This window comes from Amycolatopsis sp. NPDC047767 (assembly GCF_040704195.1).
GTDB lineage: Bacteria > Actinomycetota > Actinomycetes > Mycobacteriales > Pseudonocardiaceae > Amycolatopsis.
The window spans coordinates 1-15,816 of the sequence record NZ_JBEYSJ010000012.1; the positions used below are offsets into that span (position 1 = coordinate 1).

Below are 15,816 nucleotides of genomic sequence, written 5' to 3' on the forward strand. Positions count from 1 at the left end.
CCGGATTCGGGCGGTCGGATCGGCCGGGGGCCGATCGCACCGCCCGAATCCGGAAACCGGCGCGATCTCGCGGGGTGGCCGGCTGGGTGGCGAACGGCTACTGGGCCGCGCGCTGGGAAAGGCCCAGGACTGATCGCACCGGCCCCAATCCCGAAACCGGCGCGATTACGCGGGGCGGCCGGCTGGGTGGCGAACGGCTACCGGGCCGCGGGCCGGGAAAGACCCAGGGCCGATCGCACCGGCCCCAATCCGGAAACCGGCGCAATCTCGCGAGATGGCCGGCTGGATGCCGAACGGCTACTGGGCCGCGGGCCGGGAAAGGCCGAGGAATTCGTTCTGTTCGCGGTCGTAGCGTTGGGTGAGGCCGTTGCCGTAGCGGTCCCACCAGTTCTGGGTGTGCCCGCCCTGCGTGGTGGTCGTGGCGCCGTAGACCTGGCGGTCGTACTCGATGCGGGCGTCGTGGAAGTCCTGTTGGAACTGTTGGGGGGTGAGGCCCTGGATGTGCTGCACGGCGGCCGGGTCGAGGGTGGGCGCGCTGCGGACGATGTCGGCGCCGCCCATGTGGTTGAGGATGGCGCGCACGCCGCCGGCGCCGCGCATGTGGGCGCCGGACATCACGGCGGCCTGGGTGCCGGCGTCGGTGAAGTTGAGGGCGCCGGCCGTGCGGGCGTTGGCGGACATCAGGCGCGCGACGACGGCGTGCTCCTCGGGGCTGCCGATGCCGTACTGGTTGCGCGCGGCCATGATCTCGTCGTAGCCGTTGTGCATGCTCTGGCGGAAGCCGTAGACCTCGGGCACCCCGCCCTGCTCGCCGGTCGCGCCTTCCGAGCGCATGATCGAGTCGACGACCCGATCGTCCAGCTGCGTCGCAGCGGCGGCCGGCGCGGCGGCGCCACCCCCGGCAGCCGGAGCAGCCTGCGTACCCCCGCCGAGACCCTGTGCCACGGCCGTGTCCGCATCGGTGTACCCCTGCACCGCCGACTGGACCTTGCCACTCACCTCACCGATGAGGCTCACGAACTTGCCGAGCGAAGAGACCAGCTGCGACTGCAGCGTCGAGTTCGCCGCGGCCACCCCGCTGCCGATCCCGGCGAACGAGAGCGCGTCGATCACGAGCGACTCGAGGTCGCGCGTCGAGGACAACGCCGAGGAGCCCAGGCTCTCCACGTTCTTGACGATCGACGACACCTCGGCCGGCAGTACCCGGTAGCTTCCCGCTGTCATGCCTGCTCCGTCCGACTCGGCTGCTTTCCCGTCGAGAATTCCCCACCGACCGCGCCCGGCACACGGCCGAATTACCCACTCGCCGACCCCGCCGGTATCGAATCGGAGGAGGGTGGGTATGTGTGGCGCATGGAAGCGGACGAAACCCGGCACGAGCGGGTCGACGAGGAGATCGAGCGGCTCGACGAGCGGCTGTGGTCGATCGCCCGTGCGCTGCACGCCGGGCCCGAGCCGGCGGACGCCGAGCACGAGGCCGTCCGCGCGCTGACCGGTGAGCTGGCCGAGGCGGGTTTCGCCGTCGAGCACGGTGTCGCCGGCCTGGCCACGGCGTTCACCGCGCGTCGCGGCGAAACCCGGCCGTGCGTGGCTCTGCTGCTGGAGTACGACGCGGTACCCGGCCTCGGCCACGCGAGCGGGCGCAACCTCGTCGCGGCGGCCGGTCTCGGGGCCGCGCTCGCCGCCCGAGCCGTCACCGGCGACGACCGCGGCTCGATCCTCGTCGTGGGCTGCCCCGCCGCGGAACCGGCCACGGGCAAGGCCGCTCTCGCCGCCGCCGGGGTGTTCGACGACGTCGACGCGGCACTGGTTTTTCACCCCGGCACGCACACCTGGACGTGGGCACCGCTGACCGCCCGCACCGACGTGCGCGTGACCGTCCACGGCCGCGCCGCGCACCCGACCGCCGAGCCCCGCCGCGGCGTCGACGCGGTGGCCACGCTCGTGCAGACCTTCACCGCCGTCGCCGCGCTGCAGGCACGCCTGCCCGCCGGCTTCCACGTGCAGGGCATCATCACGCGCGGCGGCGAGTCCACCGCCGTCGTGCCCGGCCTGGCCGAGGCGCGGTTCGGGCTGTCCGCGCCGACCACCGCGGCGCTGGAGCGGCTGGTGTCCGACGTGACGGCGTGCGCCGAGGGCTCGGCCCTGGCCACGGGTGCGAAAGCCCGGACCGACCGGCTCGGCCCCGGCTGCGCGCACTTCCGCGACAACCCCGTGCTGTCGAGCCATTTCGCCCGCCACCTCGCCGCGCGCGGCATCCACGCGACGCCGCCGGACCCGGGTGTGTTCCCCGGTTCCTCCGACGTCGGTGACGTCAGCCTGAAGGTGCCCACGATCCACCCGTTCGTCGCGATCCTCGACCCGGGTCACGCCGAGGGCACGCCCGAGTTCGCCGCGGCGGCCGCGTCACCACGGGCCCGTTCGGTGCTGCTCGCCTCGGCCGCGGCACTCGGCCGGACCACTGTGGACCTGCTGGCGCACCCGGCTCTGGTGAGCCAGGCGTGGGACTGCTTCGCCGACCAGGCCCGTGCCGAGCGCACGGGCTGACCCCGAAAGGACCCACCATGGCCGACGTGCTCACCTTCGGGATCGAAGAAGAGTTCCTCGTCGTCGACGACCGGGGCCGTCCGGCGCACGCGGCCGCCGCCGTCCTGGAGTCGGCGGACGACAGCGGCGCGGGCGAGTTCCAGCAGGAGCTCACCAAGGCCCAGGCCGAGACCGCGACCGGCATCTGCGTCACCCACGACGAAGCCGTCGAGCAGCTGCAGGCGATGCGCACCTCGCTCGCCCGCGCGGCCGACCGGCGCGGGCTGCGGATCCTGCCCTGCGGCAGCTCGCCCGTCTCCTCCGGCGAGCTCCCCGCCATCACCGCGACCCCGCGCTACCGCCGGATGGCCGCGCACTTCGGCGCCACTGCGCAGACCACGCTCACCTGCGGCTGCCACGTCCACGTCGCCGTGCCGGACCCGGAGACCGGCACGCGCGTGCTCGGGCACGTGCGGCCGTGGCTGCCGGCGCTGCTGGCCCTCACGGCCAACTCGGCGATCGCGGACGGCCGCGACACCGAGTACTGCAGCTGGCGGCACCAGGAGTGGGCGCGCTGGCCCTCGGCCGGGCCGCCGCCGCGGTTCGCCTCGCACGCGGACTACGAGGGCGTCGTGGACGCGTGGCTGCGCTCGGGCGCGATCCTCGACCGCGGGATGGTCTACTGGGACGTGCGCCTGTCGGAACAGCAGCCGACGATCGAGTTCCGGGTCGCCGACGTCGCCGCCACCGTCGAAGAGGCCACGCTGCTCGGCGTGCTGTGCCGGGCGCTCGTGGCCACGGTGCTCGACGCCGGCGATCCCCCGCACCTGTCCAACGAGGTGCTGCGCGGCCGGCTCTGGCGCGCCTCCCGCGAAGGCGTCACGGGCCACTGCTCCGACCCGGGCACCGGCGACCTGCTCCCTGCCGTCGAGGTGCTCAGGCGGCTGACCGAGTTCTGCGCACCCGCCCTCCGTGCCGCCGGGGACACCGTGTTCGCCCGCGAAGGCCTCGCTCGGCTCGCCCGCGACGGCGGCGGAGCCGACCGCCAGCGGCAGCTCTTCGCGAACCGGGAAAACGCCCTCGACGTCGTCGACCGCTTCGCCGTCCCGGCCGGCGCGGCGAGACCGGCGACGGCCTGACCCGCCCGGACGGTGGCCAGGCCGGCACCCGGTTACGATGAGTGGTCAGTTCGGAAACCCGCCCCAGTCCCCGGCGCCAATGGAAAGGCAGCGACATGCCTGTCGAGCCTCGGTTCGCCGGCCCGGTGCGGGTGCTGCTCGTGGAAGACCACGACATGGTGGCCCAGGCTCTCGAGCTCGCCCTGCAGCGCTCGCCCGCGATTTCCGTGGTCGGGCGCGTCCGCTCGCGCGAAGCCGCGACGACCGACACGGCCCGGCTGAGGCCCGACGTCGTGGTCCTCGACCGGCGCCTGCCCGACGGCGACGCCGTGGCCGCGATCGGGGACCTCGCCGCACTCGGCTCGCAGGTTCTCGTCCTCACCGGCGACGCCACTCCGGCCGTCGCCGCGCGCGTGGCCGAGGCCGGCGGCCGGGGGCTGCTGCTCAAGTCCGCGCCGCTCGACCAGCTGGAGTCGGCCGTGCAGCGCGTGGCCGAAGGCGAGGTCGTGTTCGACGCCGCCCTGCTGCCCGGGGTGCTCGACCGGCTCACCGGCCGCGCCGGCGGCAACGGCTCGGCGCTGACCGCGCGGGAACGCGAGACGCTGCAGCTGCTCGCGGAAGGCGCGAGCACGGAGGAGATCGGCGACCGCCTCGGCGTCACCCGCAACACGACCCGCAACCACGTGCAGCGCGTGCTGGAGAAGCTCGGCGCGCGCTCGAAGCTCGAAGCGGTCGCCTTCGCGCGGCGCGAGGGCCTGCTGGATTGATGCACCTGCGTCAGTGACGCGGTGGTGATCTGCGTCTGCCGCACGGCGGGCGTTTCGCGCAGAGTGGGGACGTGGAGGTCCCTGCGCCCGTCGACGTCGAATGCGTGCTGCCCGAATCGGTGGCCGGTCTCGCGTCGGCGCGCGACTTCACGCGGGCGACCCTGACCGGCTGGGGCTTCGGTGCCGTGGCCGACGACGCCCTCCTGATCGTGACCGAGCTGGCCACCAACGCCGTGCAGCACGGCGAGGGCAAACCCGTGCTGCGGCTCAAGTACGGCGAAGCGGTGGTCCGGCTCGAGGTCGCCGACGACAGCGCCGAGCTGCCCGCGACCCGCGAGTCCGGTCCGGACGGCGGCTGGGGCCTGCGGCTCGTGCAGGAGCTGGCGCTGGCGTGGGGTGTCACACCCGGCGAGTCGGGAAAGGTCGTGTGGTGTGAGCTCGGCCGGGCTCCGCGCGGGTGAACCGGAAGCTGCCCGCGTGAGCCGGATGGGGCAGAGTTGGGGCATGGACGACCCCGCGGTGGACGACCTCGGCCTGCTGGTGCGGGGAGTCCTCGACTACGCGATCTTCATGCTCGACCCGGCCGGCCGCGTCCTGAGCTGGAACGCGGGCGCCGAGCGCATCAAGGGCTACCGGCCCGAGGACATCATCGGCCGGCACTTCTCCGTGTTCTACCCGCCGGAGGAGATCGCCGCGCGCAAGCCCGAGCGGGAGCTGGAAACCGCGCTCGCCGAAGGGCGCCTGGAAGACGAGGGCTGGCGCATCCGCAAGGACGGCACCCGCTTCTGGGCCAACGTCGTCATCACCGCCCTGTTCGACGACGAGGGAAATCACCGCGGCTTCGGCAAGGTCACCCGCGACATGACCGAGCGCCGCACCGCCGAGCAAGCGCTGCGCGAGAGCGAGGAACGCTTCCGCTTGCTGGTGCAGGACGTCTCCGACTACGGCATCTTCATGCTCGACACCGGCGGCCGCATCGTCAGCTGGAACGCCGGCGCCCAGCGCATCAACGGTTATCACGCCGACGAGATCATCGGCCGGCACTTCTCGGTCTTCTACCCCGCCGAGGACATCGCCGCCCGCAAACCCGCGCGCGAGCTCGAAACCGCCCTCGCCGAAGGGCGCCTGGAAGACGAGGGCTGGCGCATCCGCAAGGACGGCACCCGCTTCTGGGCCAACGTCGTCATCACCGCCCTGTTCGACGACGCCGGCAACCACCGCGGCTTCGGCAAGGTCACCCGCGACATGAGCGAACGCCGCGCCGCCGAACAGGCCCTGGTGCAGCGGCGCCGGCTGGTCGGGCACCTCGTCGACGCCCAGGAGGTCGAGCGCCGGCGCATCGCGTGGGACGTGCACGACGACTCGATTCAGTCGATGGTCGCCGTCGGCATGCGGTTGCAGCTGCTGGCCGACCGGCTGCCCGAGGAACACCGCGAAGGGGTGCACGCGCTCGACGAGTCGGTGCGCGCGGCGGTGGGCCGGCTGCGCGCGCTCGTCTCCCGGCTGCGGCCGCCCGACCTGGACCGCCACGGGCTCGTGGTCGCGCTCACCGGTCACCTCGAAGAGGTCCTGCCCGGCTGGGGGCTCCAGTACACGCTGCGCCACGACCTCACGGCCGAACCCACCTCGGAAGCCGCCGTGACGGGATACCGGATCTGCCAGGAAGCGCTCACCAACGTGCACAAGCACGCCCGCGCGTCACGAGTGGAGGTTTCGTTGTCCACAGTGGACAGGGGCACGCTCTTCCGCGTGACCGACGACGGGATCGGCACCGCCGTGACCGGCACCGACCCGGGCCGCGACCACTTCGGGCTGATCGAGATGCGCGAACGCGCCGAGTCGGCCCACGGCTGGTGGTCCATGTCCAGCAAGCCCGGCGAAGGGACGAGTGTGGAGTTCTGGCTGCCGAGCGCCCCGGACGAGCAGCGGTGACCGGCCCCCTGCGCGTCGTGATCAGCGACGACGACGACATGATCCGCGACGCCCTGCGCGAAGTGCTCGAGGAGCAGCCCGACATCGAGGTCGTCGGCGTCGGGCGCGACGCGGAAGACGCGATCACGCTCGCCGAGCGCCACCGGCCCGCCGTCGCGGTGCTCGACGTGCGCATGCCCGGCGGCGGCGGGGCCCGCGCCGCGCGCGAGATCGTGACCCGCTGCCCGGGAACGGCGGTGCTCGCGTTCTCCGCCTACTCCGACCACGCGTCCATGGCCTCCATGGAGACCGCGGGTGCCGTCGAGTACCTCACGAAGGGTGTGCCGAACCGCGAGATCGTCGCGGCGGTGCGGCGGCTGGCCGGACGGTAGCCACGCGCTCACGAAGGGTCCCGGTCGCCGGGACCGCGTGCGTCCGATCGGAGCCACTTGCGCGGGATCGCCCGTGTGGCAGGAAATTCACCCGAAAATGGGGTGTGAGGCGACCCGGAACGGGGTAGCCGATGCTCGCCCCACAGGGCGATCCCCTTCCCCGGCGACAGAGAGGGTTGCGTCGTGAGCAGCTTCGTGGATGCGGACCTCGGCGTGGACCACCGCTTCGACCGCGCGTTGCGCGGCTACCTCGCGCGGGTGGCCGCCGCGGTGGGCGTGGGACTGGAGTCCTGCACGGTCGACCTCGACCTGCCCGTCTCGGCCTACATCGCCCTCGACCGGCGGCTCGGCCGCTTCCCCGACCGGGACCTGGCGCTGCTGTGGGACGAGGTGCACGGCTGGTCGGCGGCGATCGAGGCCTCGTGCGGGGAGGACCTGATCGTGCTGGCCTACCTCGACGGTGACGACGTGCTCGCCGAACCCGCCGCCGTCGAGCGCTTCCTGGGGGCGTTGCGCGCGGCCGACCACTCCCTCGGCCGCCCCGACCCGCGCAAGCTGCGCCGCGCGGGCGGGCACGACGAACTGCTGGACCGCCTGGCCTGACGCGGGGTGATGCGTCGGCGCGGGCGAAAGCGGGTAGTCCCCGGTCGGGAAAGGAGTGCGTCATGGCACCGAAACGGCCCGTCTGGAGCGGCTCGCTGACCCTCGGCCTGGTGACGGTGCCGGTGCGGCTCTACAGCGCGATCGAGGACCACACCGTGCACTTCCGCCAGTTCGAGCGCGGCACGAGCGACCGCATCCGCTACCGGCGCGTGAACGAGCGCACCGGCGACGAGGTGGAGCTGGCCGAGATCGTGAAGGGCTACGAGCTCGACGACGGCGACTACGTGCTGGTGGAGCCCGAGGAACTCGACGAGATCGCGCCCGGGCGCAGCAAGTCGCTCGATGTGGAGGCGTTCGCCGACCTCGCCGACATCGACCCGATGTTCTTCGACCGCACCTACTGGCTCGCCCCCGCGGGCTCCGACTACGACAAGCCGTACTCGCTGCTGCTGGCGGCGATGGCGAAGACGGACAAGGCGGGCGTGGCCAAGTTCGTGCTGCGCGGGCGCGAGTACCTGGCGCTGGTGCGGGCCGGCGACGGCGTGATGCTGCTCGACACGTTGCACTTCGCCGCGGACCTGCGGGACCGGGAGAAGTCGCTGCCGGACCTGCCGGAGAAGGCGCCGGCGCGCGGCAAGGAGTTCGACATGGCCGTGAACCTCATCGACGCGCTCACCGAGGACTGGCGGCCCGAGGACTACCGCGACACCTACACCGACCGCGTCCACGAGCTCATCGAGGCCAAGCGCAAGGGCGACAAGGTCACGCCGGCCGCCGAGGCCGCGGAGCCGACGAAGGTGGTCGACCTGTTCGAGGCCCTGCAGCGCAGTGTGAAGAACGGGAAGCGGCGCGGCAAGAAGGAGAAGGGCCCGCAGCTCGCGGACCTCACCAAGGCGCAGCTCGACGAGCTGGCCAAGGAACGCGAGATCAAGGGCCGCTCGAAGATGAAGCGCGCGGATCTGGAACGGGCGCTGGAAGAGGCGTCCTGACCGTCGCCTCGGCGTTCACCGGGGTAACGCGAGCAGCCAGTCCAGCGCGGTGGGCAACGCGTTGAGGATCGAGATGTGCCCGTCGCGGGGCCGCAGCCACAGCTCGGCGTCGGGCAGGTGGGCCAGCAGGTGCTGCGCGTGCGACGCGGGAATCACGCGGTCGGCGCCGCCCTGCGCCAGCAGGACCGGCACACGCACCTCGGCGAGTTCGAAGCCCCAGCCCGACGCGTAGGCGACGTCGTCGTCGACCTCACCGTCGTGGCCCGCGCCGCCGGCTTCCCCGGCGTCCGCGCCGAGCGGTCCCCACGCGCCGTCCAGCGCGGCCCAGTCGGTCGCGACGAAGCTCTCCGGGTCGAACTCGTGCGCCAGCGCGTGGGCCATCCGCGCTTCGCGGCCTTCACGCGCGGCGCGCAGCGAGGTCGGGTCGGCCATCCCGGCGAACCAGTCGAACTCCTCGGTGTACGGCGCGACCCCGGCCAGCGTCACGGCCGCGGTGACGCGATCCGGCAGTTGCGCCGCAGCCCCCAGCGCGTGCGACCCGCCGCCCGAAGCCCCGACCACCGCGAAGCGGCCGAGCCCCAGTGCGTCGGCGAGCACGCGCACGTCCTCGGCCGCGGACCCGATGGTGCGGCCCGGCACCACCGTCGACCCGCCGTAGCCGGGGCGGCCGTAGGAGACGACACGGATCCCGCGCGCGTCCGCGGCCTGCAGGACAGGTGCCAGCAGCGCTCCGGTCTGCGGCGTGCCGTGGAACCAGACCACGGTGAGGGTGTCGCCGCGGCCGCTGTCGTGCACGCGCAGCACACGGTCGCCGGCGAGAGTCAGATCATGTGAGGTCCCCATGCGGCGCGACTCTAGCGGCTCGGGTGCGTGAGGGAACGGCGTTCACGGGGTACCTCGCGAGGTATGGACCCAGACGCGCACCCCGACCTCCGGCTCGACGACACCGCGGCCGAGCAGCTGGAACCCGACCGCGCGACGCTCGAAGCCGTCGGCAAGATCACCGAGGCGATGGAGACCGTCGAGATCGCCCGCGGCCGGCTCTACGAGTTCCACCAGCTCAGCGGCTCCGCTGACGAGAAGCTCTCCGACGGCATCGCCATGCTGCGCGCGGCCGGCCACCCCGGCCACGCCGACCGCCTCGCCGAGCACCTGCTGGGCCGCAACGTGCTGCACGGGCGCTGGACGTTCCAGATCGTGGAGGAGTACGACACCACCTACTACCGCGTGTTCCGCGACCACGAGACGCGCGTGCGCGAGCTCACCCGCGGCGTCCGCCACCTCGCCGAGGCCCGGGTGAAGCGCGAGAACCGCACGCCCGGGCTGCCCGGGCACGAGGCCACGCCCCACTCCCCCGACTGAGCACGGTCTCGACCCCACTGCCCCTCGAACCCACGCCGCCTCGAAGACGACGCGGCACAAGCCTTCCCGCTAAGGTTTCGGTGAACCGGCCGCGCGAGTGGAGGCACCAGGATGAGCAACGTCGAGACCGAGCCACCCGTGCTGGACTGCGGGGACGACGCGGCCGGCCACGGCGGCGTCGAGGTCCTCGGCGCGCGGGACGTGCCGCTGGGCGGGCCGCGCGCGATGAAGGTGCGCCGCACGCTGCCGCAGCGCAAGCGTTCGCTGGTGGGCGCCTGGTGCTTCGCCGACCACTACGGGCCCGACGACCCGAGGACCACGGGCGGCATGTCCGTCGGCTCGCACCCGCACACCGGGCTGCAGACGGTGAGCTGGCTGTTCGCCGGCGAGATCGAGCACCGCGACAGCCTCGGCTCCCACGCGATGATCCGCCCGGGCGAGCTGAACCTCATGACCGGCGGCCACGGCATCTGCCACTCCGAGGTCTCGACACCGGAGACCACCACGCTGCACGGCGTGCAGCTGTGGGTCGCGCTGCCCGACGCCCACCGCCACGCCGAGCGCGACTTCCAGCACTACGCCCCGCCCGCCACCGACCTCGGCGGCGCCACCGCGCGCGTTTTCCTCGGCACGCTCGCGGGCGAGACGTCGCCGGTCAAGACGTTCACGCCGCTGCTCGGCGCCGAGCTGGTCCTGGAGCCCGGCGCCCACGTCACGCTGGACGTCGACCCCGAGTACGAGCACGGCGTGCTCGTCGACACCGGCGAGGTCGCCTTCGCCGGCTCGGCGCTGCACAGCACCGACCTCGGGTACCTCGGCACCGGCCGCGCCACGCTCGAGCTCGCGAACACCGGCGAAGGCCGCGCTCGCGTGATGCTGCTCGGCGGGCCGCCGTTCGGCGAGGAGATCGTGATGTGGTGGAACTTCGTGGCCCGCACGCACGAGGAGATCGTGGAGTACCGCGAGGCGTGGCAGGCGGAATCGCCGCAGTTCGGCGCGATCCCCGAGGTGCCCGGCGACCCCGCGCGGCTGCCCGCGCCCGTGTTGCCGGGAGTGCGGATCAAGCCGCGCCGGAACCCCTGACCAGCGCGGCGAAGATCCGGTCCACGTCCTCGCGCTCGGTCCGCCAGTTGCTGAACGCGGCCCGCAGCGCGGGCACGCCCGCGTAGACCGTCGGCGTCACGAACGTCTCGCCCCCGGCGGCGACGGCGCGCACCACGGCGTCGATGCGCTCCTGCGTCGGGTCCTCGGCCAGCGTGAAGCACACGACGTTGAGCCGCACCGGCGCGAGCAGCCGCCACTGCGGTGTCTCGGCCAGGCGGTCGCCGAGGTCCCGGGCGTGGGCGACGCAGCGTTCGACGATCTCGCGGTGCCCCGCCCGGCCGTACGCGGCGAGCGTGCACCACGCGGCCAGCGCACGCAGCCGCCGAGACGATTCGGGCGTGCGGTGCACGAAGTCCGGGTTGTCGCCCGGGTGGCCGAGGTAGGCGGCGGAGTTCTGGAACACGCGCACCTGCAGGTCGAGGCGGCGGCTGAACTGGATCGCCGAGTCGTAGGGCACGTTGAGCCACTTGTGCAGGTCGACGCACACCGAGTCGGCCAGCTCCAGCCCGTCGACGAGTCCCGCGTGCTCGGGCGAGAGCGCCGCGAACCCGCCGAACGCCGCGTCGACGTGCAGCCAGAACGGGTACTTCGCCTTGAGCGCGGCGATCGCCCGCAGGTCGTCGAAGTCGACGGTGTTGACCGTGCCGGCGTTGGCGATCACGATCGCGGGCCGCCCGCCCAGCGCGGCGAGCTCCCGCTCGAGTGCCTCGACGTCCACGGCCTCGCGCCCGGGCCGCACGGTCACCGGCCGCAGGGCCGAGCGGCCGAGGCCCAGCACGGACATCGCCTTGAGCGCGCTGGAGTGCGGCGACCCGCTCAGCACCTCGACCGCGCCGAGCGCCGCGACCCCGGCGTCGGCGACCGTGACGCCCAGCCGCTCCCCCAGCCACTCGCGCCCGATCGCCAGACCGACCACATTGGACATCGTCGCGCCGGAGACGAACGCACCGCTGAACTCGGGCCCCAGCCCGAACAGCTTCGCGAGCCAGCCCACCGTCTCGCGTTCGAGGTCCGAAGCCGAGGAATCCAGCGACGACACGGGGTTCTGGTCCGCCGCGGCCGTGAGCCAGTCGCCGGCCACCGCCGCGGGCGTCGCGCCGCCCGTGACGAACCCCAGGTACCGCGGCCCGGCACTCGCGGCGAACCCCGGCGCCCAGCGGCGCCCGAACTCCGCGAGCGCGGCCCGCGCCCCCACGCCGTTCTCCGGCAGCTCCGCGGGTTCGACCGTCCTCGGCGGCACCGCCACCGGACGGTCCGCCACCCCCGCGAGCAGCTCGCCGGCCTGCGCACGCGCGGCGTCGAGCAGCGCGGGCAGGCCGGCGAGGTCTTCGGCCAGCTTCGAGTACACAGCCACCTCCTGCGGCGACCCTAGCCGCGCGCGGCGGCGGCCGTCGCAGGCCAATCCCCGGGAACTGGCCCGCTCAGCGGCTCAGCCGCGTCCGCGCCCGGCCCGGGTCGAAGTTCACCTTGCGCACCGGACCGGCGACCAGCAGCACCAGCGCCACGGCCGACACGCCCGCCAGCACCAGCGCGGCCACGAACTGCGCGGCCTCCGACGTGGCCGAGGCCAGGACCGCGAACCCGGCGAGCACCACGACCGTCGGGCCCGCCGAAGCCACCACCGTGGCGAGCACCGGGACCCGCCGCCCGTCGGGCCGCCGGGCCGAGACGACCGCCGCGCCGGCGCACACCACTGCGGCCACGAGAAGGCAGCCGCCCACGGTGTCGGAAAGCCGGTGCCAGCCGAGCGCGACGGTCGCCGCGGCGACCCAGGCGACGCCGGGTGAACCCACGGCGAGCACCCAGGTGCGCATCCGGGCGGGCAGCACCACCGCCAGCGCGAACAGCACCGCCGTCGCCGCGCTGACGTGCCCGCTCGGGAAGCTGTTGTGGCTCGCGACCGCGTAACCGTCGAGGCCGGCGGGCCGGTCGAGCACGTAGATCTTGAGCAGCTGCGCGGCGACCAGCGGGGTCGCCAGCAGCACCAGCGCCGTCACGCCCAGGGCGAACCGGCGCCGCACCAGTGCCAGCACGAGCACCAGCACCGCGACTGCGCCGAGCAGCACCACGAGATCCACGTCGCGCAGCGGCGCGGCCCAGTCCACAGGGGACGATCCGGTGGCCTGCGCGCTGTGCACCACGCCGTTCTCCGCCTCCTGGCCCGCCGCCGTGCGCACGAAGAGCAGGTACGCCACGACGAACGCGACCGCGCAGCCCACCGCGCTCGCGACGAGCAGCACGGTGCGCGACGGGGTCCGCACCTCGAGCGCGTGGCGCGGGGAGCCGGACGGGGTGATCGGGGGTGCCTCGGGGAACGTCACTGCCATGGACCCGAGTCTCGGCGCGGGATTTAGTGGTCGCGTCAGTGCCGTGTCATGGTTTTGCTACAAGATCGCCCCGGTTCGCCCCACGCTGCGGTTTTCCGAATAATGGCCGGGGTGGCAGAGGTGTTGGTGGTCGAGGACGACGCGGCCGTACGGGAAGGGCTGCAGCTGGCCCTGCGCAGGCAGGGCCACGCGGTGCACACCGCGGGCTCGGGCGAGGCGGGGCTGGACCAGGTGCGCCAGCACCTGCCCGACATCGTGGTGCTCGACCTGATGCTGCCCGGGATGGACGGGTTCGAGACCTGCCGCCGGATGCGCGCCCTGGGCGAGGTGCCCATCATCATGCTGACCGCGCGCAGCGACGACTTCGACGTGGTCGCGGGCCTGGAGGCCGGCGCCGACGACTACGTGGTGAAACCGGTGGAGCCGCGGGTGCTCGACGCGCGGATCCGCGCGGTGCTGCGCCGCGCGGTCAGCGATCACGACGCGCGCGCGGGCGAGGTCGAGCGCCACGGCGAGCTGGTGATCGACCGCGCCGGCATGCTCGTGACGAAACGGGGCGAGCAGGTGGCGCTCACGCCGACCGAGCTCAAGCTGCTGCTCGAGATCTCCCGCACGCCGGGCCAGGTCTACAGCCGCCAGCAGCTGCTCACCGCGGTGTGGGACCACGACTACCTCGGCGACTCGCGCCTGGTCGACGCCTGCGTGCAGCGGCTGCGGTCCAAGATCGAGGACGTGCCGGCGCGGCCCGACCACGTCCAGACCGTGCGGGGCTTCGGCTACCGGTTCGGCCGCTCGTGAGGGTTCCCCGGCTGCGGCCGTGGCTCTCGGGACTGCGGCCGCGCCTGGTGCTGTCCTTCGCGGCGATGACCCTGGTCGGCGCGGCCGCGGCGGCCGGCGCGAGCTACGTGACGGCGCGCACGACCATCCTGCAGGGTGTGCAGGACCCCGCCATGGTCCAGCTGCGCGACCAGGTCACCGCGTACCTGCCGCAGATGACGCTGCCGCCGGACCAGCGCCAGCTCGACAACCTCGCCGACAATCTCAAGGGCACCACCGTCGCGATCTACGGCGACCTGCGTTCCCGGTCGGGGCTCGATCCGGCCACGCTGCCCGCCGATCTGCGCCAGGAGGTCGCGACCGGCGGCACGATCCAGTTCAAGCGGGTGATCACGGGCGGCACCCCGCTGCTGCTGGTCGGGATGCCCGTGCTGCAGCGCGGCGACAACGGGGTGGCGCACACCGGCGTCGAGGTCTACTCCATGGTGTCGCTGGCCGCCCAGCAGACCGCGATCGACCGGCTGGCCACCCGCGCGTGGCAGACGGCCGCCCTCGCGCTGCCGATCGCCGTCGCGCTGGCGCTGCTGGCCGCCCGGCAGGTGCTGCGCCCGGTGCGCGCGCTGAACACCGCCGCCCGCAAGCTCGGCCACGGGCAGCTCGACGTCCGCCTGCGCGCCAAGGGCTCCGACGAGCTGGCCCAGCTCGTGACCACCTTCAACAGCACCGCGGCCGAGCTGGAGCGCACCGTCGGCACGCTGCGGGAGATGGAGGCCGACGCACGCCGCTTCGTCGCCGACGTCTCCCACGAGCTGCGCACCCCGCTCGCCGCGATGAACGCGGTCACCGACGTGCTCGACGAGGACGCCGAGCAGCTGCCCGCCGACACCGCCGTCGCCGCGCGCCTGGTCTCGGCCGAGACCCGCCGGCTGACCCGGCTCGTGCAGGACCTGGTGGAGATCTCCCGCTTCGACGCCGGGCGCGCCGAGCTGCGGCTGGAGGAGTGGGACGTCGCGCAGGGCGTGACCGACAGCCTCGCCGCCCGCGGCTGGACGGCCGCCGACGGGATCGTCACCGACCTGCCGGCCGGCGTCGTCGCGACGGTCGACCCGCGCCGGCTCGACATCGTCGTCGCGAACCTCGTCGGCAACGCCCTTCGCCACGGCGAGCCGCCGGTCGAGGTGCACCTGGCCGCCGACGCCCACACCGTGACACTGGAGGTCACCGACCACGGTCCCGGCATCCCCGAGGCCGTGCTGCCGCACGTGTTCGACCGCTTCACCAAGGCCGACTCCGCGCGGGCGCGCTCGGAGGGCAGCGGGCTCGGCCTGTCCATCGCGCGCGAGAACGCCCGGCTGCACGGCGGCGACGTCGAGGCCGCCGACACCGGTTCCGGCGCGCGGTTCACCCTGTGGCTGCCCCGCCACCCCCGGCCCGGAGAGGCGCGATGAAGAAGCTCGTGGCCGCACTCGCCGTGCTCCTGCTCGTGAGCGCGTGCGGCATCCAGCCCACCGTCGTCGTGCCCGCCGGCCCCGCCCCGACCGCGCTGGGCCCCAGCGCCCGCGCGAACCAGCTCACGCTGTACTTCCTGGTCGACGGCCAGCTGACGCCCGTCGTGCGCAGCTGGGGCAGCCCGGTCACGCCGGAGCTGGCGGTGAACGAGCTGTTCCAGGGCCCCACCCCGGCCGAGCAGAAGAGCGGCTACTACTCGCTGCTGTTCCCCGGCGACGGCCAGGTCTCCATCGACACCACCAGCGTGCCGCCGACGGTGACCATCCCGTTCGCGATCAAGCCGCTCTACCTCGGCGTGGACCAGGTGGTCTGCACCACGGTCGCCGCGATGTCGGCGGCGGGGCTGCCCGTGGACCTGCGCGGCGTTTCGGTGGTCACGCCCGATTCGCGGATCGGCCCGGCGCTCTGCACCTTCTGAGCCCTGTCTTCCC

17 protein-coding genes are annotated in these 15,816 nt (G+C 73.5%); 13 read left to right on the plus strand and 4 right to left on the minus strand.

The window, feature by feature from the left end; all coding sequences use genetic code 11:
* Nucleotides 1–297 precede the first annotated feature (297 nt).
* Nucleotides 298–1,224 carry a hypothetical protein gene (locus AB0878_RS21940; RefSeq protein ID WP_366582102.1) on the minus strand — a complete coding sequence of 309 codons (927 nt, stop codon included), beginning with the start codon at nt 1,222–1,224 and terminating at the stop codon, nt 298–300.
* Nucleotides 1,225–1,353: 129 nt separating this feature from the next.
* Between AB0878_RS21940 and AB0878_RS21945 the strand changes: the two genes are divergently transcribed.
* From AB0878_RS21945 to AB0878_RS21980, 8 genes are all read left to right on the plus strand, one after another.
* Nucleotides 1,354–2,547, plus strand: coding sequence for a peptidase dimerization domain-containing protein (locus AB0878_RS21945; RefSeq protein WP_366582103.1), 1,194 nt, complete (start codon nt 1,354–1,356; stop codon nt 2,545–2,547).
* A 17-nt stretch (nt 2,548–2,564) separates the two neighbouring features.
* A complete protein-coding gene (locus AB0878_RS21950) occupies nt 2,565–3,665 on the plus strand; it encodes a glutamate--cysteine ligase (RefSeq protein WP_366582104.1) in 1,101 nt (366 codons plus the stop codon).
* A 95-nt stretch (nt 3,666–3,760) separates the two neighbouring features.
* Complete coding sequence (locus tag AB0878_RS21955; protein WP_366582105.1) at nt 3,761–4,411, plus strand: response regulator transcription factor; 651 nt, start codon at nt 3,761–3,763, stop codon at nt 4,409–4,411.
* 71 nt (nt 4,412–4,482) lie between these two features.
* Nucleotides 4,483–4,872: an ATP-binding protein gene (locus tag AB0878_RS21960; protein ID WP_366582106.1), complete on the plus strand. Its 390-nt coding sequence runs from the start codon at nt 4,483–4,485 to the stop codon at nt 4,870–4,872.
* 43 nt (nt 4,873–4,915) lie between these two features.
* Nucleotides 4,916–6,343 carry a PAS domain S-box protein gene (locus AB0878_RS21965; RefSeq protein ID WP_366582107.1) on the plus strand — a complete coding sequence of 476 codons (1,428 nt, stop codon included), beginning with the start codon at nt 4,916–4,918 and terminating at the stop codon, nt 6,341–6,343.
* A complete protein-coding gene (locus AB0878_RS21970; protein WP_366582108.1) occupies nt 6,340–6,714 on the plus strand; it encodes a response regulator transcription factor in 375 nt (124 codons plus the stop codon). Before AB0878_RS21965 ends, AB0878_RS21970 begins: the two co-directional genes overlap by 4 nt.
* A gap of 183 nt (nt 6,715–6,897) precedes the next feature.
* The gene (locus tag AB0878_RS21975; RefSeq protein WP_366582109.1) at nt 6,898–7,317 is read left to right on the plus strand and encodes a DUF6292 family protein; all 420 of its coding nucleotides are present in this window, start codon (nt 6,898–6,900) and stop codon (nt 7,315–7,317) included.
* A 62-nt stretch (nt 7,318–7,379) separates the two neighbouring features.
* Complete coding sequence (locus AB0878_RS21980; RefSeq protein ID WP_366582110.1) at nt 7,380–8,306, plus strand: Ku protein; 927 nt, start codon at nt 7,380–7,382, stop codon at nt 8,304–8,306.
* 15 nt (nt 8,307–8,321) lie between these two features.
* Here AB0878_RS21980 and AB0878_RS21985 read toward each other — a convergent pair whose 3' ends face one another.
* Nucleotides 8,322–9,149: an alpha/beta hydrolase gene (locus AB0878_RS21985; protein WP_366582111.1), complete on the minus strand. Its 828-nt coding sequence runs from the start codon at nt 9,147–9,149 to the stop codon at nt 8,322–8,324.
* A gap of 63 nt (nt 9,150–9,212) precedes the next feature.
* Here AB0878_RS21985 and AB0878_RS21990 point away from each other — a divergent pair, with 63 nt between their 5' ends.
* Complete coding sequence (locus AB0878_RS21990) at nt 9,213–9,668, plus strand: hypothetical protein (RefSeq protein WP_366582112.1); 456 nt, start codon at nt 9,213–9,215, stop codon at nt 9,666–9,668.
* 111 nt (nt 9,669–9,779) lie between these two features.
* Nucleotides 9,780–10,751, plus strand: coding sequence for a pirin family protein (locus AB0878_RS21995; RefSeq protein ID WP_366582113.1), 972 nt, complete (start codon nt 9,780–9,782; stop codon nt 10,749–10,751).
* Here AB0878_RS21995 and AB0878_RS22000 read toward each other — a convergent pair.
* Together AB0878_RS22000 and AB0878_RS22005 are read right to left on the minus strand one after the other, a co-directional pair.
* A complete protein-coding gene (locus AB0878_RS22000; RefSeq protein ID WP_366582114.1) occupies nt 10,729–12,120 on the minus strand; it encodes a pyridoxal-dependent decarboxylase in 1,392 nt (463 codons plus the stop codon). The genes AB0878_RS21995 and AB0878_RS22000 overlap by 23 nt on opposite strands.
* Before the next feature lie 73 nt (nt 12,121–12,193).
* Nucleotides 12,194–13,099, minus strand: coding sequence for a phosphatase PAP2 family protein (locus AB0878_RS22005; protein ID WP_366582115.1), 906 nt, complete (start codon nt 13,097–13,099; stop codon nt 12,194–12,196).
* 111 nt (nt 13,100–13,210) lie between these two features.
* Here AB0878_RS22005 and AB0878_RS22010 point away from each other — a divergent pair, with 111 nt between their 5' ends.
* The 3 genes from AB0878_RS22010 to AB0878_RS22020 are packed head-to-tail and all read left to right on the plus strand — an operon-like array spanning nt 13,211 to nt 15,803.
* Entirely contained in the window at nt 13,211–13,897 is a 687-nt protein-coding gene (locus AB0878_RS22010) for a response regulator transcription factor (protein WP_366582116.1), read from the plus strand.
* A complete protein-coding gene (locus tag AB0878_RS22015; protein ID WP_366582117.1) occupies nt 13,894–15,324 on the plus strand; it encodes a HAMP domain-containing sensor histidine kinase in 1,431 nt (476 codons plus the stop codon). Before AB0878_RS22010 ends, AB0878_RS22015 begins: the two co-directional genes overlap by 4 nt.
* Entirely contained in the window at nt 15,321–15,803 is a 483-nt protein-coding gene (locus AB0878_RS22020) for a hypothetical protein (RefSeq protein WP_366582118.1), read from the plus strand. Before AB0878_RS22015 ends, AB0878_RS22020 begins: the two co-directional genes overlap by 4 nt.
* Nucleotides 15,804–15,816: the final 13 nt, after the last annotated feature.